Source organism: Mycobacterium mantenii (assembly GCF_001667865.1).
GTDB lineage: Bacteria > Actinomycetota > Actinomycetes > Mycobacteriales > Mycobacteriaceae > Mycobacterium > Mycobacterium mantenii_A.
The window spans coordinates 25,943-49,107 of sequence record NZ_LZJP01000036.1 but is presented as its reverse complement, the minus strand read 5'-3'; the positions used below and the strand labels follow the sequence as shown (position 1 = coordinate 49,107).

Here is a 23,165-nt window from a genome sequence, read left to right as displayed (position 1 = left end):
GTGTGACTAGCGCCGGTGGTGGCGACGGGCACCATTCGTGCCTCGCGGCGTCGCACTCGAAATAAGTGCTACGCTGCCTCGCAGTCGACATCCTTTAACGATCCGTCCGGCGAGGCGGAGAAGGAGGTCAAGTTTCGTATGGGTGCTGCGGGCGACACCGGCTTAGGCAGCGATTCCCGGGAGTTGATGTCGGCGGCCGATGTGGGCCGCACCATTTCCCGCATTGCGCATCAGATCATCGAAAAGACCGCGCTGGACGGTCCGGACGCGCCACGGGTGGTGCTGCTGGGCATCCCGACCCGCGGTGTGATCCTGGCCGAGCGGCTGGCCGCCAACATCGGCGAATACAGCGGGGTCGAGGTCGGCCACGGCGGCCTGGACATCACGCTCTACCGCGACGACCTGATGCAGAAACCGCCGCGGCCGCTGGAGGCCACCTCGATTCCGGCCGGCGGCGTCGACGACGCTCTGGTGATCCTGGTCGACGACGTCTTGTACTCCGGTCGCTCGGTGCGTTCCGCTCTGGACGCGCTGCGCGACGTGGGCCGGCCGCGGGCGGTGCAGCTGGCGGTGCTGGTCGACCGCGGCCACCGCGAACTGCCGCTGCGCGCCGACTACGTCGGCAAGAACGTCCCCACCTCACGCGGCGAGAGCGTGCACGTGCTGCTACGCGAGACCGACGGTGACGACGGGGTGGTGATCTCCCGATGACGCGCCACCTGCTGGCCGCCGGCGACCTGAGCCGCGACGACGCCACCGCCATCCTCGACGACGCCGACCGGTTCGCGCAGGCGCTGGTGGGCCGCGAGATCAAGAAGCTGCCGACGCTGCGCGGCCGCACCATCGTCACGATGTTCTACGAGAACTCGACCCGCACCCGGGTGTCCTTCGAGGTAGCCGGCAAGTGGATGAGCGCCGACGTGATCAACGTCAGCGCCTCCGGATCGTCGGTCGGTAAGGGGGAGTCGCTGCGCGACACTGCGTTCACGCTGCGCGCCGCCGGCGCCGACGCGCTGATCATCCGGCACCCGGCCTCCGGCGCGGCGCACCTGCTCGCCGAGTGGACCGGCGCGAACGACGTGGCCTCCCAGGGGGGTCCGTCGGTGATCAACGCCGGCGACGGCACCCACGAGCACCCGACCCAGGCGCTGCTGGACGCGCTCACCATTCGCCAGCGCCTCGGCGGCATCGAAGGCCGCCGCATCGTGATCGTCGGCGACATCCTGCACAGCCGGGTCGCCCGCTCCAACGTGATGCTGCTGCACACCCTGGGCGCCGAGGTGGTGCTGGTCGCGCCGCCGACGCTGCTGCCGGTCGGCGTCCAGGGCTGGCCGGTCACCGTGTCGAACGACTTCGATGCCGAGCTGCCCGCCGCTGACGCGGTGTTGATGCTGCGGGTGCAGGCCGAGCGGATGAACGGCGGATTCTTCCCGTCGGTACGCGAATACTCCTCGCTCTACGGGCTTTCCGATCGTCGCCAGGCGTTGCTGCCCGGCCACGCAGTGGTGCTGCACCCGGGGCCGATGCTGCGTGGCATGGAGATCGCATCGTCGGTGGCTGACTCATCGCAATCGGCTGTGCTGCAACAGGTTTCCAATGGCGTGCACGTGCGGATGGCGGTGCTGTTCCATGTGCTGGTCGGCACCGAACTCGCCGGGGAAGAGGGTGCGGCGTGAGCGTGCTGCTGCGTGGGGTTCGGTTGTACGGCGAGGGCGATCGCGTCGACGTGCTGGTCGATGACGGCCAGATCGCCGACATCGGCGCCGGTCTCGATCTTCCCGACACGGCGGACGTGATCGATGCCACCGATCACGTCCTGCTGCCCGGCCTGGTGGACCTACACACCCATCTGCGTGAACCCGGGCGTGAATACGCCGAGGACATCGAAACCGGCTCGGCCGCAGCGGCTCTGGGTGGGTACACCGCGGTGTTCGCGATGGCCAACACCAACCCGGTCGCCGACAGCCCTGTGGTCACCGACCATGTCTGGCATCGCGGCCAGCAGGTCGGCCTGGTCGACGTGCACCCGGTGGGCGCCGTCACCGTCGGGCTGGCCGGCAAGGAGCTCACCGAGATGGGCATGATGGCGGCCGGGGCGGCGCAGGTGCGGATGTTCTCCGACGACGGCATCTGCGTGCACGACCCGCTGGTGATGCGCCGCGCGCTGGAATACGCCACCGGGCTGGGCGTGCTCATCGCCCAGCACGCCGAGGAACCCCGGCTGACCGTCGGCGCCGTCGCCCACGAAGGGCCCACCGCCGCGCGGCTGGGCCTGGCGGGATGGCCCCGGGCGGCCGAGGAATCGATCGTCGCCCGTGACGCGTTGTTGGCCCGCGATGCCGGCGCTCGGGTGCACATCTGCCACGCCTCCACGACGGGCACCGTCGAGATCGTGAAATGGGCTAAGGAGCAAGGGATCTCGATCACCGCCGAGGTCACGCCGCACCACCTGATGCTCGATGACAGCAGGCTGGCCAGTTATGACGGGCAAAACCGCGTCAACCCCCCGCTGCGCGAACCGGCCGACGCGGTGGCGTTGCGCCAGGCGCTGGCCGACGGCGTCATCGACTGTGTGGCCACCGATCACGCCCCGCATGCCGAGCACGAGAAGTGCGTGGAGTTCTCCGCGGCGCGTCCCGGCATGCTGGGCCTGCAGACCGCGCTGTCGATCGTCGTGCAGACCATGGTCGCCCCGGGCCTGTTGACCTGGCGGGACGTCGCACGGGTGATGAGCGAAAACCCCGCCCGCATCGCGCGCCTGCCCGATCACGGGCGTCCGCTGGAGATGGGGGAGCCGGCCAACCTCACGGTGGTGGACCCGATGGCCTCCTGGACCGTCGCCGGGTCGGACCTGGCCAGCCGGTCGGCCAACACGCCCTACGAGGCGATGACGCTGCCCGCCACCGTGACCGCCACGCTGCTGCGCGGCAAGGTCACCGCCCGAGACGGAAAGTGCCCGGCATGAATTCGGGCACGCTGGTGGGATCGCTGATCTTCGCGGCCGTGGTGGTCGTGGTGATCACGGTGGTGATCCAACTGATGATGCGCGGCTGGCGGCGCAAATCCCAGCGGCAGGCGGAGCTGATCGGCGAGTTGCCCGGCATGCCCGACCGGGTAGGCGCAGCGATCATCACCACCCGCGGCCACTATTGCGGCTCGATGATGGCGCCCGGTTGGAACGAGCGGATCGCGGCCGGCGACCTGGGTTTCCGTTGCAAAGCGGCGCTGACCCGCTATGCCGCCGGAATCATGATGGAACGCCTACGGGCTCAACCGATTTGGATTCCACAAGACTCGATCATCGCTATCCGTATGGAGCGCCGTATGGGAGGCAGGGCCGCGGCCCGGGTCGGGATACTGGCAATTCGGTGGCGGCTGCCATCGGGAGTCGAGATCGACACCGGCTTCCGGGCAAACCACCGCGACGACTACGCCGAGTGGCTGGAGTCCCAGCAGGAGGGAGCCGCGTGAGCAAAGCATTGTTGGTACTCGAGGACGGCCGCGTCTTCACCGGCACGCCGTTCGGCAAGATCGGCCAAACACTGGGCGAGGCCGTGTTTTCCACCGGCATGTCCGGCTACCAGGAGACGCTGACCGACCCCAGTTACCACCGGCAGATCGTGGTGGCCACCGCGCCGCAGATCGGCAACACCGGCTGGAACGGCGAGGACGCCGAGAGCCGCGGCGACAAGATCTGGGTCGCCGGCTACGCGGTGCGCGATCCGTCGCCGCGCCCGTCCAACTGGCGGGCCACCGGAACCCTGGAGGACGAACTGGTCCGCCAGCACATCGTGGGGATCGCCGGCATCGACACCCGCGCGGTGGTGCGGCATCTGCGCACCCGCGGCTCGATGAAGGCGGGCGTGTTCTCCGGTGACGCGCTCGCGGACGCGGACCAACTGCTGCAGCGGGTGCGGGGACAGCAGTCCATGCTGGGCGCCGACCTTTCCGGCGAGGTCAGCACGCCGGACACCTACATCGTGGAACCCGAAGGCTCACCGCGATTTACGGTGGCCGCGCTGGACCTGGGGATCAAGACCAACACGCCGCGCAACTTCGCCCGCCGCGGCGTGCGCACCCACGTGCTGGCATCGTCGGCGACCTACGAGCAGATCGCCGACATCAATCCCGACGGGGTGTTCCTGTCCAACGGCCCCGGCGACCCCGCCACCGCCGATCACATCGTCGCGGTCACCCGCGAGGTGCTGGGCGCCGGAATCCCGTTGTTCGGCATCTGTTTCGGCAATCAGATCCTGGGCCGGGCGCTGGGACTGTCCACCTACAAGATGGTGTTCGGTCACCGCGGCATCAACATCCCGGTGATCGACCACGCCACCGGCCGGGTGGCCGTCACCGCCCAAAACCACGGCTTCGCGCTCGAGGGGGAGGCCGGCCAATCCTTCGACACGCCGTTCGGTGCGGCGGTGGTCAGCCACACCTGCGCCAACGACGGAGTCGTCGAAGGCGTCAAACTCGCCGACGGGCAAGCCTTCTCGGTCCAGTACCACCCGGAGGCCGCGGCCGGACCGCACGATGCGGAGTACTTGTTCGACCAATTCATCGATTTGATGGCGGCCCCAAACCGCGGAAGGGGGCGGTAGTGCCGCGTCGTACCGACTTGCAGCACGTGCTGGTGATCGGCTCGGGCCCGATCGTGATCGGTCAGGCCTGCGAGTTCGACTACTCCGGGACCCAGGCCTGCCGGGTGCTGCGCGCGGAGGGGTTGCAGGTCAGCCTGGTCAACTCCAACCCGGCGACCATCATGACCGACCCGGAGTACGCCGACCACACCTACGTCGAGCCGATCACCGCCGCCTTCGTGGAGAAGGTGATCGCCCAGCAGGCCGAGCGCGGCAACAAGATCGACGCGCTGCTGGCCACCCTGGGCGGGCAGACCGCGCTGAACACCGCGGTCGCGCTGTACGAGAACGGGGCGCTGGAGCGCCACGGCGTCGAGCTCATCGGCGCCGACTTCGACGCCATCCAGCGCGGCGAGGACCGCCAGATGTTCAAGGACATCGTGGCCAAGGTGGGCGGCGAATCCGCCCGCAGCCGAGTGTGTTTCACCATGGAAGAGGTCCGCGAGACGGTCGCCGAGCTCGGCCTGCCGGTCGTGGTGCGGCCCAGCTTCACCATGGGCGGCCTGGGTTCGGGCATGGCGCGATCGGTCGAGGAGGTCGACCGGATGGCCGGCGCCGGGCTGGCCGAAAGCCCGAGCGCCAACGTGCTGATCGAGGAATCGATCTACGGCTGGAAGGAATTCGAGCTCGAGCTGATGCGCGACGGCAACGACAACGTCGTCGTGGTGTGCTCGATCGAGAACTTCGACCCGATGGGCGTCCACACCGGTGACTCGGTCACCGTCGCGCCGGCCATGACGCTGACCGACCGCGAATACCAGCGGATGCGAGACCTGGGCATCGCGATCCTGCGCGAGGTCGGGGTGGACACCGGCGGCTGCAACATCCAGTTCGCGATCAACCCGGCCGACGGCCGGCTGATCGTCATCGAGATGAACCCCCGGGTGTCGCGGTCGAGCGCGCTGGCGTCCAAGGCCACCGGCTTTCCCATCGCCAAGATCGCCGCCAAGCTGGCCATCGGGTACACGCTCGACGAGATCGTCAACGACATCACCAAGGAGACCCCGGCCTGCTTCGAGCCCACCCTGGACTACGTGGTGGTCAAGGCGCCGCGGTTCGCGTTCGAGAAGTTCCCGGGCGCCGATCCCACGCTGACCACCACCATGAAATCCGTCGGCGAGGCGATGTCGCTGGGCCGCAACTTCATTGAGGCGCTCGGCAAGGTGATGCGCTCGCTGGAGACCGGCCGCGCCGGTTTCTGGACCAAGCCCGACCCCGACGGTGACGTCGACGAGGTGCTGAGCCGGCTGCGGACGCCGACCGAGGGCCGGCTCTACGACATCGAACTGGCGCTGCGGCAGGGCGCGTCGGTCGAACGGGTCGCCGAGGCCAGCGGGGTGGACCCGTGGTTCGTCGCGCAGATCGGCCAGCTGATCGAGCTGCGCGCCGAGCTGATCGCGGCCCCGGTGCTCGACGCCGACCTGTTGCGCCGCGGCAAGCACAGCGGGTTGTCGGATCGCCAGATCGCCGCGCTGCGGCCCGAATTGGCCGGCGAGAACGGGGTGCGCTCGCTGCGCGAGCGCCTCGGTGTGCACCCGGTGTACAAGACCGTCGACACCTGCGCGGCCGAGTTCGAGGCCAAGACGCCGTACCACTACAGCAGCTACGAGCTGGACCCGGCCGCCGAGACCGAGGTGGCGCCGCAGACCGAGAAGCCCAAGGTGCTGATCCTGGGGTCGGGACCCAACCGCATCGGGCAGGGCATCGAGTTCGACTACAGCTGCGTGCACGCGGCAACGACGTTGAGCCAGGCGGGCTTTGAGACCATCATGGTCAACTGCAACCCGGAGACGGTGTCCACCGACTACGACACCGCCGACCGCCTGTATTTCGAGCCGCTGACCTTCGAAGACGTCCTCGAGGTGTTCCGCGCCGAGCGGCAGTCGGCGGGCGACGGCCCCGGTGTGGCGGGGGTGATCGTGCAACTCGGCGGCCAGACGCCGCTCGGGCTGGCGCAGCGCCTGGCCGACGCGGGCGTACCGATCGTCGGCACTCCGCCGGAAGCCATCGACCTGGCAGAGGACCGCGGCGCCTTCGGCGACGTGCTCACCGCGGCCGGCCTGCCGGCCCCGAAGTACGGCACCGCAACCACTTTCGCCCAGGCCCGGCGGATCGCCGAGGACATCGGATACCCGGTGCTGGTGCGGCCGTCCTACGTGCTGGGCGGGCGGGGCATGGAGATCGTCTACGACGAGGAGACGCTGCGGGGCTACATCACCCGCGCCACCGAACTCTCACCCGAGCACCCGGTGCTCGTCGACCGCTTCCTGGAGGACGCGGTGGAGATCGACGTCGACGCGCTGTGCGACGGCACCGAGGTGTACATCGGCGGCATCATGGAGCACATCGAGGAGGCCGGCATCCACTCCGGCGATTCGGCGTGCGCGCTGCCGCCGGTGACGCTGGGCCGCAGCGACATCGAGAAGGTGCGCCGCGCGACCGAGGCCATCGCCCACGGCATCGGCGTGGTGGGGCTGCTCAACGTGCAGTACGCGCTCAAGGACGACGTGCTCTATGTCCTGGAGGCCAACCCGCGGGCCAGCCGCACGGTGCCGTTCGTGTCGAAGGCCACCGCGATCCCGCTCGCCAAGGCGTGTGCCCGGATCATGCTGGGCGCCAACATCTCCCAGCTTCGCGAGGAGGGGCTGCTGGCGGCGTCCGGCGACGGCGCCCACGCGGCGCAGGACGCCCCGATCGCGGTCAAGGAGGCCGTGCTGCCCTTCCACCGCTTCCGCCGCGCCGACGGGGCCGCCATCGACTCGCTGCTGGGCCCGGAGATGAAATCCACCGGCGAGGTGATGGGAATCGATCGGGACTTCGGCAGCGCCTTCGCCAAGAGTCAGACGGCCGCCTACGGTTCGCTGCCGGCCCAGGGCACCATCTTCGTCTCGGTGGCCAACCGGGACAAGCGCTCGCTGGTCTTCCCGGTCAAGCGGTTGGCCGATCTGGGTTTCCGCGTTCTCGCCACCGAGGGGACGGCGGAGATGTTGCGCCGCAACGGAATCCCCTGCGATGAGGTGCGCAAACACTTCGAGGACCCGCAGCCGGGCCGCCCCACGACCTCGGCGGTGGACGCGATCAAGGCCGGCGAGGTCGACATGGTGATCAACACGCCCTACGGCAATTCCGGGCCGCGTATCGACGGCTACGAAATCCGTTCGGCCGCAGTGTCGGTCAACATCCCCTGCGTCACCACCGTGCAGGGCGCCTCGGCCGCGGTCCAGGGCATCGAGGCCGGCATCCGCGGCGACATCGGCGTGCGCAGTCTGCAGGAACTGCACAGCCAGATGTCGGAGAAAGGCGCGCGGTGACCGGGTTCGGCGTTCGGCTGGCGGACGCGAAGGCGCAACGCGGGCCGCTGTGCGTGGGCATCGACCCACATCCCGAGCTGCTGCGCGCCTGGGATCTGCCCACCACCGCCGACGGCCTGGCTGCGTTCTGCGACATCTGCATCGAGGCGTTTTCCGGATTCGCCGTCGTCAAACCCCAAGTGGCGTTCTTCGAGGCCTACGGCGCGGCGGGATTCGCGGTGCTCGAACGCACCATCGCGGACCTGCGATCGGTCGGGGTGCTGGTGCTGGCCGACGCCAAACGCGGCGACATCGGGACGACGATGGCGGCGTATGCGGCCGCCTGGGCGGGTGACTCGCCGCTGGCGGCCGATGCCGTGACGGCTACCCCCTACCTCGGCTTCGGCTCGCTGCGGCCGCTGCTGGAGGTCGCCGCGGCGCACGACCGCGGGGTGTTCGTGCTGGCGGCCACCTCCAACCCCGAGGGCGCGACCGTGCAGCGTGCCGCCTTCGACGGCCGCACGGTGGCCCAGCTGGTCGTCGACCAGGCGGCGGTGGTTAACAAGTCCTTCACGCCGTACGGGCCCGGCTACGTCGGCGTGGTGGTCGGCGCGACGGTGCTCGAGGCGCCCGACCTCAGTGCGCTGGGCGGACCGGTGCTGGTGCCTGGTCTGGGCGTGCAGGGCGGTCGGCCCGAGGCGCTCGCCGGGCTGGGAGGCGCGGATCCCGGGCAGCTGCTGCCCGCCGTGGCCCGCGAGGTGCTGCGGGCGGGACCCGGGGTGGCGGAGCTGCGCGCGGCCGCCGATCGGATGCTGGACGCGGTCGCTTACCTCGGCGCGCTGTAGACGGCTAGTCCGACGCCACTGCCGTGCTGGGCCGCGCGGTTTCGACGATGACGGTCGTGGCCTTGACGACGGCCACCGCGACGCTTCCCGGACGCAAATGCAATTCCTCGGCGGCCTCGGTGCTCATCAGCGACACGACGGTGAACGGACCGCACTGCATCTCCACCTGGGTCATCACCTTGTCGCTGACCACCGACGTGACCAGCCCGACGAAGCGGTTGCGGGCCGAGCTGCCGATGCTGAGCGGGTCCGCCGGCGGCGCGGGCGCATTCGTGCGGGAGAAGTGGGCGAGGTCCTCGCTGGCGATCACCTTGCGGCCGGCGGCGTCATGGCTGACCGCCAATGTGCCCTGGTTGATCCAGCGCCGCACGGTGTCGTCGCTGACGCCGAGCAGCTCAGCCGCCTGGCGAATTCGCAGGTTGGACACCGCTCGATCGTATCGGATTTCGCGGTGCCGATTAGCTGAAATGAGACCCGGTGCAGCCTTCTTCCCGCAGCTACGGAAACAGAACGGTGATTAGTCCGCGGGTGCGGAAACCAAGGTCAATTTCTCCCGGATGCCGCGGAGGCGGGCGCCCGCGATCACTTGCCCGCGTCCGGCGCGGCGGCGAACCCCCGGCGGTCAACGACGCTGCGGCCCTTGATGGTTGGTGAAACGGCGCGGTGGGCTGGCGAGAGGGGAGTTTGGTGACGTCGAACGTGGTTCGGTCGCAGCGCCGGCTCGACGCCGCGCCGCCGACCGGGACTCCGGCCCCGGTCGGGCCGGCGTCGCCGCCGCCGGATCCGCTGGGATGGGGCGGCCGGGGTCGTCGGTTGCTGGGCGATCGTGACCTGGGGCGGCGCCTGAGCGCCGTGGACGGCGACACGGCGGCGGAGGCGGTCTTGGCCCCGGCCCGGCGGCATTCCGGGCCCGGAAGGCCCCCGGGGCCCGCTGAGACCGGTGCGTCGGTCCGCACGGCGGCGTTGGCCTGGCCTTTGACCGGCGACGCGACACGCGCGACACGCCGCAACAAATCCGTGATCCCTCGCACCGGGCCTGACAGCGGCCCGGCGGCGACTTTCCGGGCTGGCCGACCGCACCGCCCTTCGCGGCCATCGAATGCTAAAGACGCAGGTAGATGGCTTAGTCACGCGTCGAAACCGGGCCGGTGATGGCGGCCGGCCGGCGCCGACCGCGGCCGTCGTCGACGCCGGCTGGAGCGTCGCTTCGGCCGGCCACACTCCGGTCCATGCTGGGAGTTTGCCCCCTGAAGCGGGGGGTCGGGTTAGATTTCGTCAGAAGGCCTGAGTACGGTCGTCTGCGCTGGCAGAAGTACCGGCGAGACAAAATGAGATCGATTGAAATTGATTGATCAGATACGGAGGAATCGTGGCCCTTCCCCAGTTGACCGACGAGCAGCGCGCGGCCGCGTTGGAGAAGGCTGCTGCCGCACGTCGAGCGCGAGCAGAGCTCAAGGACCGCCTGAAGCGTGGCGGCACCAACCTCACCCAGGTGCTCAAGGACGCCGAGACCGACGAAGTCCTGGGCAAGATGAAGGTTTCCGCGCTTCTCGAGGCGTTGCCCAAGGTGGGCAAGGTCAAGGCGCAGGAAATCATGACTGAGTTGGAGATCGCCCCCACCCGCCGTCTGCGCGGCCTCGGCGATCGTCAGCGCAAAGCCCTGCTGGAAAAGTTCGGCTCCTAACCCGACCGCCGACGATGCAGGCCGAACGGCCTGAGGAGAAGGCGGGCGAGCGGACCCGACCCGTGGGCGCACCGGCCCAGGAGCGCCTGTGAGCGCCGGCGGGGGACCGGACATCCAGCACGGCACACGTCCTGAACCGTCAGGTCCCGGACGTGTGGTCGTGCTGTCCGGTCCCTCCGCGGTCGGCAAGTCAACCGTGGTCCGGTGCCTGCGCGAGCGGGTCCCGAACCTGCATTTCAGCGTGTCGGCAACGACGCGGGCGCCGCGGCCCGGCGAGGTCGACGGCGTCGATTACCACTTCGTCAGCCCCGCCCGCTTCCAGCAGCTCATCGACGAGGGCGCGCTGCTGGAGTGGGCCGAAATTCACTCGGGGCTGCACCGATCCGGCACCCTGGCCGAGCCGGTCCGGGCCGCCACGGCCCGCGGACTCCCGGTGCTGATCGAGGTTGACCTGGCCGGGGCCAGGGCGGTCAAGAAGGCGATGCCCGAGGCCCTGGCGGTCTTTCTGGCGCCACCCAGCTGGGAGGACCTCAAGGCCAGGCTCATCGGCCGCGGCACCGAAACCCCGGAGGCCGTGGAGCGGCGTCTTCAGACCGCCCGCGTCGAAATGGCGGCCCAAAACGACTTCGACCGGGTGGTCGTGAACAGTCAATTGGAGTCGGCGTGCTCCGAATTGGTATCCTTGCTGGTGGGAACTGCGCCGGGCCGGCACGACCCGTCTGGCCAGACCAGAAACCGGACCACATCCCAGCAAGATTGAACACCGAATTTCAGCATTTTCCAGTGGTGACCAGCCGCTACAATCCGCCAGGAGATTGACCTACGTGAGTATTCCGCAGTCCGACGCGGCCTTGGCCGCCGTCCCCGACCGGTTCGACCCGTCCGCCGGGGGACCGGGCGCCTACGACACCCCGCTGGGCATCACCAACCCGCCCATCGACGAGCTGCTGGACCGCGTCTCGAGCAAGTACGCCCTGGTGATCTACGCCGCCAAGCGGGCCCGTCAAATCAACGACTACTACAACCAGCTGGGCGAGGGCATCCTCGAATACGTGGGTCCGCTGGTCGAGCCGGGGCTGCAGGAAAAGCCGCTGTCGATCGCGATGCGCGAGATTCACAGCGACCTGCTCGAGCACACCGAGGGCGAGTAACGGGGCCGGGCCGGGCGCGCTGTGGAGGACCGTAATCGGGCCGCGAAAAGGGTCATCGTCGGCGTCTCCGGCGGTATCGCCGCCTACAAGGCGTGCACCGTCGTTCGTCAGCTCGCCGAGGCCGGCCATTCCGTCCGCGTCATCCCCACCGAGTCCGCGTTGCGCTTCGTCGGGGCCGCCACGTTCGAGGCGCTTTCCGGCGAGCCGGTGCGCACCGGCGTCTTCGACGACGTGCCGGAGGTTCCGCACGTCCAGCTCGGCAAGGAGGCCGACCTGGTCGTGGTGGCGCCGGCGACGGCGGACCTGCTGGCCCGGGCGGTACACGGCCGCGCCGACGACCTGCTGACCGCCACCCTGCTCACCGCGCGATGTCCGGTGCTGTTCGCGCCGGCGATGCACACCGAGATGTGGTTGCACCCTGCCACCGTGGACAACGTCGCCACGCTGCGCCGCCGCGGAGCGATTGTGCTCGAGCCCGCGGCCGGGCGCCTCACCGGCACGGACAGCGGGTCGGGCCGGCTGCCCGAAGCCGAGGAGATCACCACCCTGGCCCACCTGCTGCTGGAGCGCCACGACGCGCTTCGGTACGACCTCGCCGGCTGCAGGGTGCTGGTCACCGCCGGCGGCACCCGTGAACCGGTCGACCCGGTGCGCTTCATCGGAAACCGGAGCTCCGGCAAGCAGGGCTATGCGGTGGCCCGGGTGGCCGCCCAGCGCGGCGCCGAGGTCACGCTGATCGCCGGGCATACCGCCGGGCTGATCGACCCCGCCGGCGTCGAGGTGGTCCGCGTCAGCTCGGCCGAGCAACTGGGCGACGCCGTGGCCAAGCACGCGTCCGAAGCGGACGTGCTGGTGATGGCCGCCGCGGTCGCCGACTTCCGGCCCGCCCGGGTTGCTGCCGCCAAGATCAAAAAGGGCCCCAACGATCAAGAGGGACCGCCCACGATCGAGCTGGTCCGCAACGACGACGTGCTGGCCGGTGCGGTGCGTGCGCGCGCTCACGGCGAGCTGCCGAACCTGCGCGCCATCGTGGGATTCGCCGCCGAGACCGGTGATGCCAACGGGGACGTGCTGTTTCACGCCCGGGCGAAGCTGCGCAACAAGGGCTGCGATCTGTTGGTCGTGAACGCGGTGGGCGACGGCAGGGCCTTCGAGGTGGACAACAACGACGGCTGGCTGCTGGCGGCCGACGGTACCGAGTCGGCGCTGCAGCACGGCTCCAAGACATTGATGGCCAGTCGTATCGTGGATGCGATCGCCGCGTTCCTGCACGGCGGCGCGTAATACGGTTCGGTTTTCCTGTGGCGCCAGGCCAGGTGCTGGCCGGCCCGATACCAACCGATATAATTCGGTTAACTAACTATTTGGAAGGGTAGAGATTGTGAGCGAAAAGGGTCGCCTGTTTACCAGTGAGTCGGTGACTGAGGGACATCCCGACAAGATCTGTGACGCGATCAGCGACTCGGTCCTCGACGCCCTGCTGGCGCAGGACCCCCGCTCACGTGTCGCGGTCGAGACGCTGGTCACCACCGGACAGGTGCACGTGGTGGGTGAGGTGACGACGACGGCCAAAGAGGCGTTCGCCGACATCACCAACACCGTTCGCGAGCGCATCCTCGAGATCGGCTACGACTCGTCCGAGAAAGGGTTCGACGGCGAGACCTGCGGCGTGAACATCGGCATCGGCCGTCAGTCGCCCGACATCGCCCAGGGCGTCGACACCGCACACGAGACGCGTGTCGAGGGCGCCGCGGACCCGCTGGACCTACAGGGCGCCGGTGACCAGGGCCTGATGTTCGGCTACGCCATCAACGACACCCCCGAGCGGATGCCGCTGCCGATCGCGCTGGCGCACCGGCTGTCGCGGAAGCTGACCGAGGTCCGCAAGAACGGCACCCTGCCCTACCTGCGTCCGGACGGCAAGACGCAGGTCACCATCGAGTACGAGGACGACGTGCCCGTCCGGCTGGACACCGTGGTGGTCTCCACCCAGCACGCCGACGGCATCGACCTGGAGAAGACGCTGGATCCCGACATCCGGCAGCACGTGCTCAAGACCGTGCTGGACGAGCTGGCCCACGACACCCTGGACTCGTCGGCGACGCGGGTGCTGGTCAACCCGACCGGCAAGTTCGTGCTCGGCGGGCCGATGGGCGACGCCGGGCTGACCGGCCGCAAGATCATCGTCGACACCTACGGCGGCTGGGCCCGGCACGGCGGCGGCGCCTTCTCCGGCAAGGATCCGTCCAAGGTGGACCGGTCGGCGGCGTACGCGATGCGCTGGGTGGCCAAGAACATCGTCGCCGCCGGGCTGGCGGAGCGGGTCGAGGTCCAGGTGGCCTACGCCATCGGCAAGGCCGTCCCGGTCGGGCTGTTCATCGAGACGTTCGGCACCGCGGTCGTCGACCCGGTCAAGATCGAGAAGATCGTCCCGGAGGTGTTCGACCTGCGGCCCGGCGCGATCATCCGCGACCTGGACCTGCTGCGCCCCATCTACGCGCAGACCGCCGCCTACGGGCACTTCGGCCGCACCGACATCGAACTGCCCTGGGAGCAGCTCAACAAGGTCGACGACCTCAAGCGCGCGATCTAGGCCCGCCGGGCGCTAGCCGGTGAACCGGTAGTCGTCCAGGTCGAACCTGCGGCTGCGCCAGTACACCTCAGGGGTGGTGCCCGGACGCAGCGGCACGTCGCCGTTCTTGTCGAAGTAGTAGCTGTTGGCCAGCCGGCAGCTGTCCTGCCAGAAGATCTGCCGGTGCCGTCGGCGCATCATCTCGGCAAAGTAGCGATCGTTGGCTTCCTCGCTCACCTCGACGCGGGTCGCGCCGACGCGCTCGGCGCGTTTGAGGCACCGCACGATGTGATGGGTCTGCGCCTCGATGAGCGCGAAATATGAAGAGCCGACGTAACCGTACGGACCGAACACGGTGAAGAGGTTGGGAAAACCCGGCACGGTAACGCCTTCGTAGGCCTGCAGCCGGTGCTCATCCCAGAACCGGCTCAACGACTTTCCGCCGCTTCCGGTCACCGCGAACGTGGGCACGTTGTCGGGGTCCATCACCTTGAAGCCGGTCGCCAGGATCAGCACGTCGATCTCGTGGTTCTCGCCGTCGGTGGTGGCCACAGCGTCGGGCGTGATCTTGTCGATCGGTTCGGTGACCAGCCGCACGTTGTCGCGGTTGAACGTGGCCAGGTAGCCGTTGTGGAAACCGGGGCGCTTGCAGCCCACCGCGTACTTCGGGGTCAGCTGCTCGCGCACGGCCGGATCCTGAACCTGTTGCCGCAGATAGGATTTCCCCAGTGAGGCCATCCTCTTGGCCAGCGGGATGACGGTGAAATAGTGCGCCGAGATGGGGAAGGTGAGCTCCACGTAGGCCTGGCTGAGCAGGCGCTGCAGGAACTTGCCGCCGGGGATTCGCATTGCCCAGCGCGCGGCCGCGGGCAACGGAACGTCGAATTTGGGAAAACACCAGATCGGGGTGCGCTGAAATACGGTGAGCTGGTTGACGATCGGCGCGATTTCGGGAATCACCTGTACGGCCGAGGCCCCGGTGCCGATCACCGCGACGCGCTTGCCGCGCAAATCCTGGCCGTGATCCCACCGCGCGGTGTGCATGGTGATGCCGCCGAACGAGTCCACGCCGTCGATGTCGGGCAGGTTCGGCACCGTCAACACGCCGCAGGCGCTGATCACGAACCTGGCGGTCACCTCCCCGCCGGGGTCGGTCTGTACCCGCCACAGGCCGCGCTCGTCGTCGAACTCGGCGCTTTGCACCTTGGTGTTGAACCGGATTCGGGATCGGATGCCGTACTTGTCGGCGCAGTGTTCGGCATAGGCCTTGAGCTCGCGGCCCGGCGCGTAGGTGCGCGACCAGTGCCGGCTCTGCTCGAAGGAGAACTGATAGGAGAATGACGGAATGTCCACGGCGATACCGGGATACGTGTTCCAGTGCCAGGTGCCGCCGACCCCGTCGCCGGCTTCGATCACCAGGTAGTCGGGCAGCCCGGCCCGGTCCAGGTTGATGGCCGCGCCGATGCCGGAGAATCCGGCGCCGATGATCAGCGTGTGATAGTCGGGGGTTTCGTCTTCGTGCGGGACCATCGTTGCCTGCCTAGGGGTGCAGCGCCTTGTTGAGCGCCGTCAGGCCGCGCTCGGCGGCCTCGGCGGCGGCGGGTATCGCCAGGGCGAAGCTGACGTACCCGTGCACCAGGGTGGGCTCGTTGCTCAGCTCGACCGGCACGCCCGCGGCGGCCAGCAGCTCGGCGTAACGGGCCCCGTCATCGCGCAGCGGATCGTGTTCGGCGGTGCCGATGTAGGCCGGCGCCAGCCCGGACAGGTCCGCGGCGTTTGCCGGCGCCATCGTGGTGGGCAGCGCAGTCGGGTCGGTGATGTCGAGGTCGGGGACGTACCAGGACAGAAACGCGTCGATCACCTCACGGTTCAGAATCGGCGCCGCGGCGTTGTCGGTGTACGACGGCAGGGACAGATCCGCGGTGACCGTCGGGTACCACAGCAGCTGGAAGCGCAGTGCGGGGCCGCCGTTCTCGCGGGCCAGCAGCGCCGTCACCGCGGCGAGGTTGCCGCCCGCCGAGTCGCCGGCCACGGCGATGTTGTCCGGGTCGCCGCCGATCTCGGCGGCGTGCTCGGCGACCCATTGCAGGGCCGACCAACAGTCGTCCACCCCGGCCGGGAACGGATGCTCGGGGGCCAGCCGGTAGTCGACGGACACCACGATGGCCTCGGCGCCGACGGCGTGCGCCCGGGCGACCGGGTCGTGGGTGTCCAGGTCGCCCAGGCAGAACCCGCCGCCGTGGTAGAAGACGACCACCGGCAGCGGTTCGAGGTCACTGTCGGGCCAGTAGATGCGCACCGGGATGTCGGTCCGGTCGCCGTGGGCGACCGTGCGGTCCTCGATCCGCAGCTCCGGCAGCATCTTCGGCGGCACCTTGAGCAGCCGGAGCCGCGAGCGGGCGACCTCGACGCCGTCGGCCTCGCGGAACGTCATCGGAAAGGCGTCGAGCAGCGCCTTGAACGTCGGATCGATCCCCGGGCGGGCGATGGTCGGCTCGCTCATGCGTTTACCGTACGCTGCGGGGTCACGCGTGCAGGGCGGTTCGCAACGCCGTCAGTCCGCCCTCGAGCGCCGCGGTGGCCGCGGGCACCACACCCGCATACCCCAGGTAGCCGTGCACCAGCGTCTCGGCGTTGTGTACCCGGGCGGCGACGCCGGCGGCCGCCAGCAACTCGCCGTACCGGATGCCGTCGTCGCGCAGCGGGTCGTAGCCGGCGACGGCGATGTAGGCCGGCGCCAGGTCGCTCAGGTCCGTCGCCCGCCCCGGGGCCATGTCCGACGGCGGATCGGACATGTCGACTTCGCCCGCGTACCAACGGGAGAACTCCGCGACGGCCTTGACGTCGAGGATGGGCGCCGTGGCGTTCTCGGTGAACGACGGCAGCGACGAGTCCCACATGGTCGACGGATACCACAACAGCTGGAACACGATCGGCGGCCCGGCGTTGTCCCGCGCCCGTTGCGCCACCGCGGCGGAGATGGTGCCGCCGGCCGAATCCCCGGCGACCGCGATCCGGCCCGGGTCGCCGTGCAACTCGGTGGCGTTCTCGGCGACCCAAAGCGTTGCGGCCCAAGCGTCTTCGACGGCGGCGGGGTAGGGGTGCTCGGGGGCCAGCCGGTAGTCGACGGACACCACGATCGCGTCGGCGCCGACCGCGTGCTGGCGGGCCGCGCCGTCGTGCGTGTCGAGGTCGCCGACGACGAAGCCGCCACCGTGGAAAAACAGCACGACCGGCGCCGCGGCGCCCTCCGGATGCCCGTCGGAATGTGCTGGCGGCCAATAGATCCGGACCGCGATTGAGCCGGCGGGGCCCGGGATCGTGCGGTCCTCGACCCGCAGTTCGGGATGCAATGGCCGGCGCGGCAGGTCGCGGAACCGCTGCCGCGCCGCGTCGACTCCGTCCTCAGTGGATAGCCGGAAGGGAACCGCATCCAGTACCTTCTGCAGAATGGGGTCGATAGCGGGTTTCTCGTCGGCTGTGTTATCCAAGCTGGGCATGGACGTACCGTACGCACCTCGCCTGATGGCAGGCGCCTGGGTGGTGGCCGGCTGGGTGGCCCTCGGCTACGGCATCTACCTGACCGTGCTGGCCCTGCGCTCGCCGCCGGGAGTGGAGCTGACCGGGCACTGGGTGCTGCAGCCGGCGTTCAAGGCCTCGATGGCGTTCCTGCTGACCCTTGCCGCGGCGGGCCACGCAAACGTCCGCGAGCGGCGGTGGCTGATGCTGGCGCTATTGCTCTCGGCCGTCGGCGACTGGGTGCTGGCGATCCCGTGGTGGACGCTGTCTTTCGTGGTGGGCCTGGCGGCATTCCTGTTGGCGCACTTGTGTTTCGTGGCCGCGCTGCTGCCGCTGGTACCGGCGTTCTCCGGGGCCGCCAATGATGCGCGGCCGTCGGCGGTGCGCATCGCCGCGGTGATCCTGATGTGTGCGGCGTCGATCGCGCTGCTGGTCTGGTTCTGGCCCCACCTGGGCGCGGACAAGCTGACGCTGCCGGTGACGGTTTACATCGTGGTGCTGACCGCGATGGTGTGTACGGCCCTGCTGGCGAAACTGCCGACGATCTGGACGGCGATGGGTGCAGTGTGCTTCGCGGCCTCGGACTCGATGATCGCCATCGGGCGGTTCATCCTGGGCAACGAGGCGCTGGCCGTGCCGATCTGGTGGTCCTACGCGGCGGCCCAGATCCTGATCACGGCCGGCTTCTTCTTCGGCCGCGAGGTGCCCGCCCAGCACACCGGGGCGGCCGCCGGGGACGCCCCGGCGCCCGCCGAGAGCTGAGTGTCGCCCGTGCCCGGTACGCTGCGGACCGGACGGTAATGCATTGGATAGCAACATGATTCGCGGCCCGGGGACGCGGTGAGCCCCAGCGCGCGCACGCCCGTCGAGGTGGAGCCCATCGCCCGGGTGCTGCCGATGCTGTCGGTGCCGCATCTGGACCGCGAGTTCGACTATCTGGTGTCGGCCGAGCAGTCCGACGACGCCCAGCCCGGGGTGCGGGTCCGGGTGCGCTTTCACGGCCGGCTGGTCGACGGGTTTGTGCTGGAGCGCCGCAACGACACCGACCACCCGGGGAAGCTGGGCTGGCTGGATCGCGTCGTCTCGGCCGAACCGGTGCTCACCCCGGAAATCCGCCGGCTGGTCGACGCGGTGGCGGCGCACTACGCCGGCACCCGCCCCGACGTGCTGCGGCTGGCGGTGCCGGCCCGGCACGCCAGGGTGGAGCGGGAACCCCCGGCCGGCCGGGATCCGGTGATCCCGGGTCCCGTCGACCCCTCGGGCTGGGACGCGTACGGCCGCGGCGCTCAGTTCCTGGCCGCCCTGGCCGAATCGCGGGCTGCCCGGGCCGTCTGGCAGGCGCTGCCGGGCGAGTCGTGGACGGGCCGGTTCACCGACGCGGCCGCGCAAACCGTGCGGACCGGCCGCTCGGTGCTGGCGATCGTTCCCGATCAGCGCGACCTGGACGCGCTGTGGCACGCCGCGACGGCCCGGATCGACGAGGCCGCCGTGGTGGCCCTGTCGGCCGGTCTGGGGCCGGCGGCCCGGTACCGGCGCTGGCTCGCCGCGCTCCGCGGCTCCGCGCGGTTGGTGATCGGTACCCGCAGCGCGGTGTTCGCGCCGCTGAGCGACCTGGGGCTGGTCATGGTGTGGGCCGACGCCGACGACAGCCTGGCCGAGCCGCGGGCGCCGTACCCGCATGCCCGCGAGGTGGCGATGCTGCGCGCGCATCAGGCCCGGTGCGCGGCGCTGATCGGCGGCTACGCGCGCACCGCCGAAGCCCATGCGCTGGTGCGCAGCGGCTGGGCGCACGACATCGTCGCGGCGCGGCCGGTGGTGCGCGCCCGCACGCCGCGGGTGATCGCCCTCGACGACACCGGCTACGCCGACGAGCGCGACCCGGCGGCGCGCACGGCACGCCTTCCGTCCATCGCGCTGCGCGCCGCCCGCTCGGCGCTGCAGGCCGAGGCGCCGGTGCTGGTGCAGGTGCCGCGGCGGGGGTACGTCCCGGCGCTGGCCTGCGCGCGCTGCCGCACCATCGCCCGTTGCCGGCACTGCACGGGGCCGCTGTCGCTGCAGGAGGGTGGCGCGGCGCTGCTCTGCCGCTGGTGCGGTCGCGTCGACCCGACGCGGCGGTGCGCGCGCTGCGGGTCGGACGCGGTGCGCGCCGTCGTCGTCGGGGCCCGCCGCACCGCCGAAGAACTCGGCCGCGCGTTTCCCGGTACGGCGGTGATCACGTCGTCGGGGGACGGAGTCGTGCCCGAGGTGGCGGCGGGTCCGGCCCTGGTGGTGGCCACCCCGGGCGCCGAGCCGCAGGCCTGCGGCGGTTATGGGGCGGCCCTGCTGTTGGACACCTGGGCGCTGCTGGGCCGGCAGGACCTGCGCGCGGCCGAGGACGCGTTGTGGCGCTGGATGAGCGCCGCCGCGCTGGTGCGTGCCCGCGGCGACGGCGGCGTGGTGATGGTGGTCGCCGAGTCATCGCTTCCCACGGTGCAATCGCTGATCCGCTGGGATCCGGTGGGCCACGCGGAGGCCGAGGTGTCGGCGCGAGCCGAGGTCGGTCTGCCGCCCAGCGTGCACATGGCGGCCATCGACGGGACCGCCGGCGCCGTGGCCGCGCTGCTCGACGAGGCCCGGCTGTCCGATCAGGAGACCCTGCAGGCCGATCTGCTTGGGCCGGTTGACCTTCCGCCCGGTGTGCGCCGCCCTGCCGGAACCCCGGCCGGCGCCCCGGTGACGAGAATGCTGGTGCGCGTGCCGCGTCAGCAGGGCCTGGCGCTGGCGGCGGCGCTGCGCCGTGGCGTCGGCGTGCTCAGCGCCCGGCAAACCCACGAGCCGGCCCGGGTGCAGATCGACCCGCTGCACATCGGGTAACCTTCACGAACCGTTACCCTAGGCGACAATATGTGTATGCAATAATCTCTTCTTACGACATTAGAAGGTTGCTACACTTTCTAATCCTCAGCCGCCGAGAGGCCGGAACCCATCCGAAAAGGGGCGATATGGCAGCGGACAACACCGCCGTTGACGAGTCCTTGGACGTCATCACCGATGCTTTGCTGACGGCCTCCCGTTTGCTTATGGCCATCTCGGCGCGCTCCGTCGGGCAGGTCGACGAGACCATCACCATCGCGCAGTTCCGGACGCTGGTGATCCTGTCCAATCGCGGCCCGGTCAACCTGGCCACCCTGGCGGGCCTGCTGGGTGTGCAGCCGTCGGCCACCGGCAGGATGGTGGACCGCTTGGTCGCCGCCGGGCTGATCGACCGCTTGCCGCACCCGACCTCGCGCCGTGAGCTGCTCGCCGCGCTGACCACGCGCGGCCGCGAAATCGTCCGCCAGGTCACCGCGCACCGGCGCGCCGAAATCGCGGCCATCGTGGCGAAGATGCCACCGCCGGAGCGGCACGGGCTGGTGCGGGCCCTGACGGCCTTCACCGCCGCCGGTGGCGAGCCCGACGTCCACCTGGACGCCGAGATCGACCTGTAGCCGCCACCCTCCGAGCTAGTCGGCCCGCTTTTCGGCGGTCACCAGCAGGTACTCCCAGCCCATGGTGCCGTTGACGAGGTGGTCCTGGGCGAGCTCGACGAGTTGGGCGTCGAGCTCGGCGGCCAGCACGCGGTTGTGGCCGATGTTCGCGTACGCCTCGATCGTCGGGCCGTAGTGCGCCTTGAAGTACGCGTGCACCGCCTCGGCGCTGTCGAACCGGTTGACCGCCAACATGCCTCGCGTGGCGGTGAAAGCGGCGATGTGGTCACCGAGCAGCGCGGCGACGTAGCCCGGGCGTCCCCAGAGGGCCGCCGGCGGCACGGGGTGCGACAGGCTCGGCCGGTACGGCCGGATGGTGGCGAGCATCCGGCCGAAGAACCCTTCGGGGGTCCAGCTGATCACGCCGATCGTGCCGCCCGGGCGGCATACCCGAACCAGTTCGGCGGCGGCGCGCTGCTGATCGGGGGCGAATTGCACGCCGATCGCGGACATGACGACGTCGAATTCGCCGTCGCCGAACGGCAGCGCATGCGCGTTGGCCTCCCGGTAATCGATCGTCAGGCCCCGCGCCTCGGCCCTGGCCCGCGACCGCTGCAGCAACTCCGGGGTGAGGTCGGTGGAGACGACGGTGGCGCCGGTGGCGGCCGCCGGAAGCGAGATGTTGCCCGAGCCGGCGGCGACGTCGAGAACGCGCACACCGGACTCGATGCCGGTGGCTTTGACCAGGGCGGGACCGAGCGGGGCCATCACCTCCTCGGCCATCAGGGCGTAGTCGCCCAGCGCCCAGACCGTGCGATGCGTTGCGGCCACCGAAGCGTCGCTGATGGTGGTGTCGAGGGTCATCTGGACCTCCTTGGGGGAAGGGGAAGGGGTTGGCTCTCGACCTCGTTGTCGACACGAATCGGCGGTGCGGTTCACACCGCTAAATAGTTACTCCCAGAAATAGTAACCATAAGCAACAGTGTACGCACGCATATGATGGCGACTCGGGCGGGTCGGGCGCGCATCCGCCGCTTTCTAGACTGGGCCGGTGCGCCTTGTCTTCGCCGGAACCCCCGAGCCCGCGCTGCCCGCACTGCGGCGCCTCATCGACTCACCGCGTCACGAGGTGATCGCGGTGCTGACCCGGCCCGACGCGGCCGTCGGACGCCGCGGCAAGCCGGAGCCGTCGCCGGTGGCCCGCGAGGCGCTCGACCGCGGCATCCCGGTGTTGCGGCCGGCACGGCCGAACTCGGACGAATTCGTCGCGGAGCTCTCGGCGTTGGCGCCGGACTGCTGCGCGGTCGTGGCCTACGGTGCGCTGTTGCGCGACGGCCTGCTGGGCGTGCCCCCGCACGGGTGGATCAACCTGCACTTCTCGCTGCTGCCCGCCTGGCGCGGCGCCGCGCCGGTGCAGGCGGCCATCGCGGCGGGCGACAGCATCACCGGCGCCTCGACATTCCGGATCGAGCCGAGCCTGGACTCGGGGCCGATCTACGGAGTGGTGACGGAGACGATCCGGCCGACCGATACCGCCGGGGAACTGCTTGAGCGACTTGCCGTTTCGGGTGCGGCCCTGTTGTCGACCACGCTGGACGGCATCGCGGACGCGACGTTGACCCCGGTGCCGCAACCCGCCGACGGGGTCAGCGTCGCGCCCAAGATCACCGTGGAGCAGGCCCGGGTGCGCTGGGACCTGCCGGCGCAGGTGGTGGATCGCCGCATTCGCGCGGTCACGCCCAGCCCCGGCGCCTGGACCTTGATCGGCGACCTGCGCATCAAACTGGGGCCGGTGCAGGCCGTGGAGGCCGTCGAGGCCACCGCACCGCCAGAACCGTTGTCGCCCGGAGCTATTCACGTCGACCGCAAAAGCGTCTGGGTCGGCACGGGTTCCGATCCGGTACGGCTGGGCCAAATCCAGCCGCCGGGAAAGAGATTCATGAACGCCGTCGACTGGGCGCGCGGCGCCCGGCTCGACCCCGCGGTGCGGGCGACGTGAGCACCGGCCGCGACAGGCC

At 70.0% G+C, this 23,165-nt stretch carries 21 protein-coding genes; 16 read left to right on the top strand and 5 right to left on the bottom strand.

Annotated elements, in window-relative coordinates; all coding sequences use genetic code 11:
• Positions 1-138: 138 nt before the first annotated feature.
• From pyrR to pyrF, 7 genes are read left to right on the top strand one after another with little or no spacing between them, the layout of a single operon-like run.
• Positions 139-711 carry a bifunctional pyr operon transcriptional regulator/uracil phosphoribosyltransferase PyrR gene (gene pyrR, locus A5688_RS06125; RefSeq protein WP_067913767.1) on the top strand — a complete coding sequence of 191 codons (573 nt, stop codon included), beginning with the start codon at positions 139-141 and terminating at the stop codon, positions 709-711.
• Positions 708-1,676 (top strand): aspartate carbamoyltransferase catalytic subunit, encoded by a 969-nt coding sequence (locus A5688_RS06120; protein ID WP_067827892.1) that lies wholly within the window; start codon positions 708-710, stop codon positions 1,674-1,676. Before pyrR ends, A5688_RS06120 begins: the two co-directional genes overlap by 4 nt.
• Positions 1,673-2,965 (top strand): dihydroorotase, encoded by a 1,293-nt coding sequence (locus A5688_RS06115; protein ID WP_067913769.1) that lies wholly within the window; start codon positions 1,673-1,675, stop codon positions 2,963-2,965. The genes A5688_RS06120 and A5688_RS06115 overlap by 4 nt, the downstream gene beginning before the upstream one ends.
• On the top strand, positions 2,962-3,471 hold the full coding sequence (locus A5688_RS06110) for a transporter (protein WP_067827958.1): 510 nt from the start codon (positions 2,962-2,964) through the stop codon (positions 3,469-3,471). Before A5688_RS06115 ends, A5688_RS06110 begins: the two co-directional genes overlap by 4 nt.
• Positions 3,468-4,601 carry a glutamine-hydrolyzing carbamoyl-phosphate synthase small subunit gene (gene carA / locus A5688_RS06105; protein WP_067913772.1) on the top strand — a complete coding sequence of 378 codons (1,134 nt, stop codon included), beginning with the start codon at positions 3,468-3,470 and terminating at the stop codon, positions 4,599-4,601. Before A5688_RS06110 ends, carA begins: the two co-directional genes overlap by 4 nt.
• Positions 4,601-7,951: a carbamoyl-phosphate synthase large subunit gene (gene carB / locus A5688_RS06100; RefSeq protein WP_067913777.1), complete on the top strand. Its 3,351-nt coding sequence runs from the start codon at positions 4,601-4,603 to the stop codon at positions 7,949-7,951. Before carA ends, carB begins: the two co-directional genes overlap by 1 nt.
• Positions 7,948-8,775: an orotidine-5'-phosphate decarboxylase gene (pyrF, locus tag A5688_RS06095; protein WP_067913780.1), complete on the top strand. Its 828-nt coding sequence runs from the start codon at positions 7,948-7,950 to the stop codon at positions 8,773-8,775. Before carB ends, pyrF begins: the two co-directional genes overlap by 4 nt.
• Before the next feature lie 4 nt (positions 8,776-8,779).
• Here the strand turns inward: pyrF and A5688_RS06090 are convergent, their stop codons facing one another.
• Positions 8,780-9,202 (bottom strand): TOBE domain-containing protein, encoded by a 423-nt coding sequence (locus A5688_RS06090; protein ID WP_067827907.1) that lies wholly within the window; start codon positions 9,200-9,202, stop codon positions 8,780-8,782.
• Between the two features lie 942 nt (positions 9,203-10,144).
• On the opposite strand from A5688_RS06090, the gene mihF reads away from it, so the two are divergent.
• From mihF to metK, 5 genes are all read left to right on the top strand, one after another.
• The gene (gene mihF / locus A5688_RS06085; protein WP_007171927.1) at positions 10,145-10,459 is read left to right on the top strand and encodes an integration host factor, actinobacterial type; all 315 of its coding nucleotides are present in this window, start codon (positions 10,145-10,147) and stop codon (positions 10,457-10,459) included.
• An 88-nt stretch (positions 10,460-10,547) separates the two neighbouring features.
• Positions 10,548-11,219 (top strand): guanylate kinase, encoded by a 672-nt coding sequence (gmk, locus tag A5688_RS06080; protein WP_431739701.1) that lies wholly within the window; start codon positions 10,548-10,550, stop codon positions 11,217-11,219.
• Between the two features lie 64 nt (positions 11,220-11,283).
• Positions 11,284-11,610, top strand: a complete 327-nt coding sequence (gene rpoZ / locus A5688_RS06075; protein ID WP_067827913.1) for a DNA-directed RNA polymerase subunit omega — start codon at positions 11,284-11,286, stop codon at positions 11,608-11,610.
• A 21-nt stretch (positions 11,611-11,631) separates the two neighbouring features.
• Entirely contained in the window at positions 11,632-12,894 is a 1,263-nt protein-coding gene (gene coaBC, locus A5688_RS06070; RefSeq protein WP_067827916.1) for a bifunctional phosphopantothenoylcysteine decarboxylase/phosphopantothenate--cysteine ligase CoaBC, read from the top strand.
• A gap of 97 nt (positions 12,895-12,991) precedes the next feature.
• Positions 12,992-14,203, top strand: coding sequence for a methionine adenosyltransferase (gene metK, locus A5688_RS06065; RefSeq protein WP_067913785.1), 1,212 nt, complete (start codon positions 12,992-12,994; stop codon positions 14,201-14,203).
• 12 nt (positions 14,204-14,215) lie between these two features.
• Here metK and A5688_RS06060 read toward each other — a convergent pair whose 3' ends face one another.
• From A5688_RS06060 to A5688_RS06050, 3 genes are read right to left on the bottom strand one after another with little or no spacing between them, the layout of a single operon-like run.
• Entirely contained in the window at positions 14,216-15,712 is a 1,497-nt protein-coding gene (locus A5688_RS06060; RefSeq protein ID WP_067837474.1) for a flavin-containing monooxygenase, read from the bottom strand.
• A 10-nt stretch (positions 15,713-15,722) separates the two neighbouring features.
• Positions 15,723-16,685, bottom strand: coding sequence for an alpha/beta hydrolase (locus A5688_RS06055; protein ID WP_067837470.1), 963 nt, complete (start codon positions 16,683-16,685; stop codon positions 15,723-15,725).
• A 22-nt stretch (positions 16,686-16,707) separates the two neighbouring features.
• Complete coding sequence (locus tag A5688_RS06050) at positions 16,708-17,682, bottom strand: alpha/beta hydrolase (RefSeq protein WP_067837466.1); 975 nt, start codon at positions 17,680-17,682, stop codon at positions 16,708-16,710.
• On the opposite strand from A5688_RS06050, the gene A5688_RS06045 reads away from it, so the two are divergent.
• From A5688_RS06045 to A5688_RS06035, 3 genes are all read left to right on the top strand, one after another.
• Entirely contained in the window at positions 17,681-18,463 is a 783-nt protein-coding gene (locus A5688_RS06045) for a lysoplasmalogenase (protein WP_067837461.1), read from the top strand. The two genes, A5688_RS06050 and A5688_RS06045, sit on opposite strands and share 2 nt — an antisense overlap.
• A 78-nt stretch (positions 18,464-18,541) precedes the next feature.
• Complete coding sequence (locus A5688_RS06040) at positions 18,542-20,554, top strand: primosomal protein N' (RefSeq protein WP_207546610.1); 2,013 nt, start codon at positions 18,542-18,544, stop codon at positions 20,552-20,554.
• 128 nt (positions 20,555-20,682) lie between these two features.
• A complete protein-coding gene (locus A5688_RS06035) occupies positions 20,683-21,168 on the top strand; it encodes a MarR family transcriptional regulator (protein ID WP_067837453.1) in 486 nt (161 codons plus the stop codon).
• A gap of 15 nt (positions 21,169-21,183) precedes the next feature.
• Here the strand turns inward: A5688_RS06035 and A5688_RS06030 are convergent, their stop codons facing one another.
• Positions 21,184-22,011, bottom strand: coding sequence for a class I SAM-dependent methyltransferase (locus A5688_RS06030; RefSeq protein WP_067837452.1), 828 nt, complete (start codon positions 22,009-22,011; stop codon positions 21,184-21,186).
• 187 nt (positions 22,012-22,198) lie between these two features.
• Here A5688_RS06030 and fmt point away from each other — a divergent pair, with 187 nt between their 5' ends.
• A complete protein-coding gene (gene fmt / locus A5688_RS06025) occupies positions 22,199-23,146 on the top strand; it encodes a methionyl-tRNA formyltransferase (protein ID WP_067837450.1) in 948 nt (315 codons plus the stop codon).
• Positions 23,147-23,165 lie beyond the last annotated feature (19 nt).

Excerpts from the sequence above, each read along its gene's own strand:
- A5688_RS06030 (WP_067837452.1), bottom strand. The coding sequence starts at position 22,011 with ATGACCCTCGACACCACCATCAGCGACGCTTCGGTGGCCGCAACGCAT.
- A5688_RS06055 (WP_067837470.1), bottom strand. The coding sequence starts at position 16,685 with ATGAGCGAGCCGACCATCGCCCGCCCGGGGATCGATCCGACGTTCAAG.
- A5688_RS06110 (WP_067827958.1), top strand. The coding sequence starts at position 2,962 with ATGAATTCGGGCACGCTGGTGGGATCGCTGATCTTCGCGGCCGTGGTG.
- A5688_RS06050 (WP_067837466.1), bottom strand. The coding sequence starts at position 17,682 with ATGCCCAGCTTGGATAACACAGCCGACGAGAAACCCGCTATCGACCCC.
- A5688_RS06045 (WP_067837461.1), top strand. The coding sequence starts at position 17,681 with ATGGACGTACCGTACGCACCTCGCCTGATGGCAGGCGCCTGGGTGGTG.
- A5688_RS06035 (WP_067837453.1), top strand. The coding sequence starts at position 20,683 with ATGGCAGCGGACAACACCGCCGTTGACGAGTCCTTGGACGTCATCACC.
- A5688_RS06060 (WP_067837474.1), bottom strand. The coding sequence starts at position 15,712 with ATGGTCCCGCACGAAGACGAAACCCCCGACTATCACACGCTGATCATC.
- A5688_RS06120 (WP_067827892.1), top strand. The coding sequence starts at position 708 with ATGACGCGCCACCTGCTGGCCGCCGGCGACCTGAGCCGCGACGACGCC.
- pyrR (WP_067913767.1), top strand. The coding sequence starts at position 139 with ATGGGTGCTGCGGGCGACACCGGCTTAGGCAGCGATTCCCGGGAGTTG.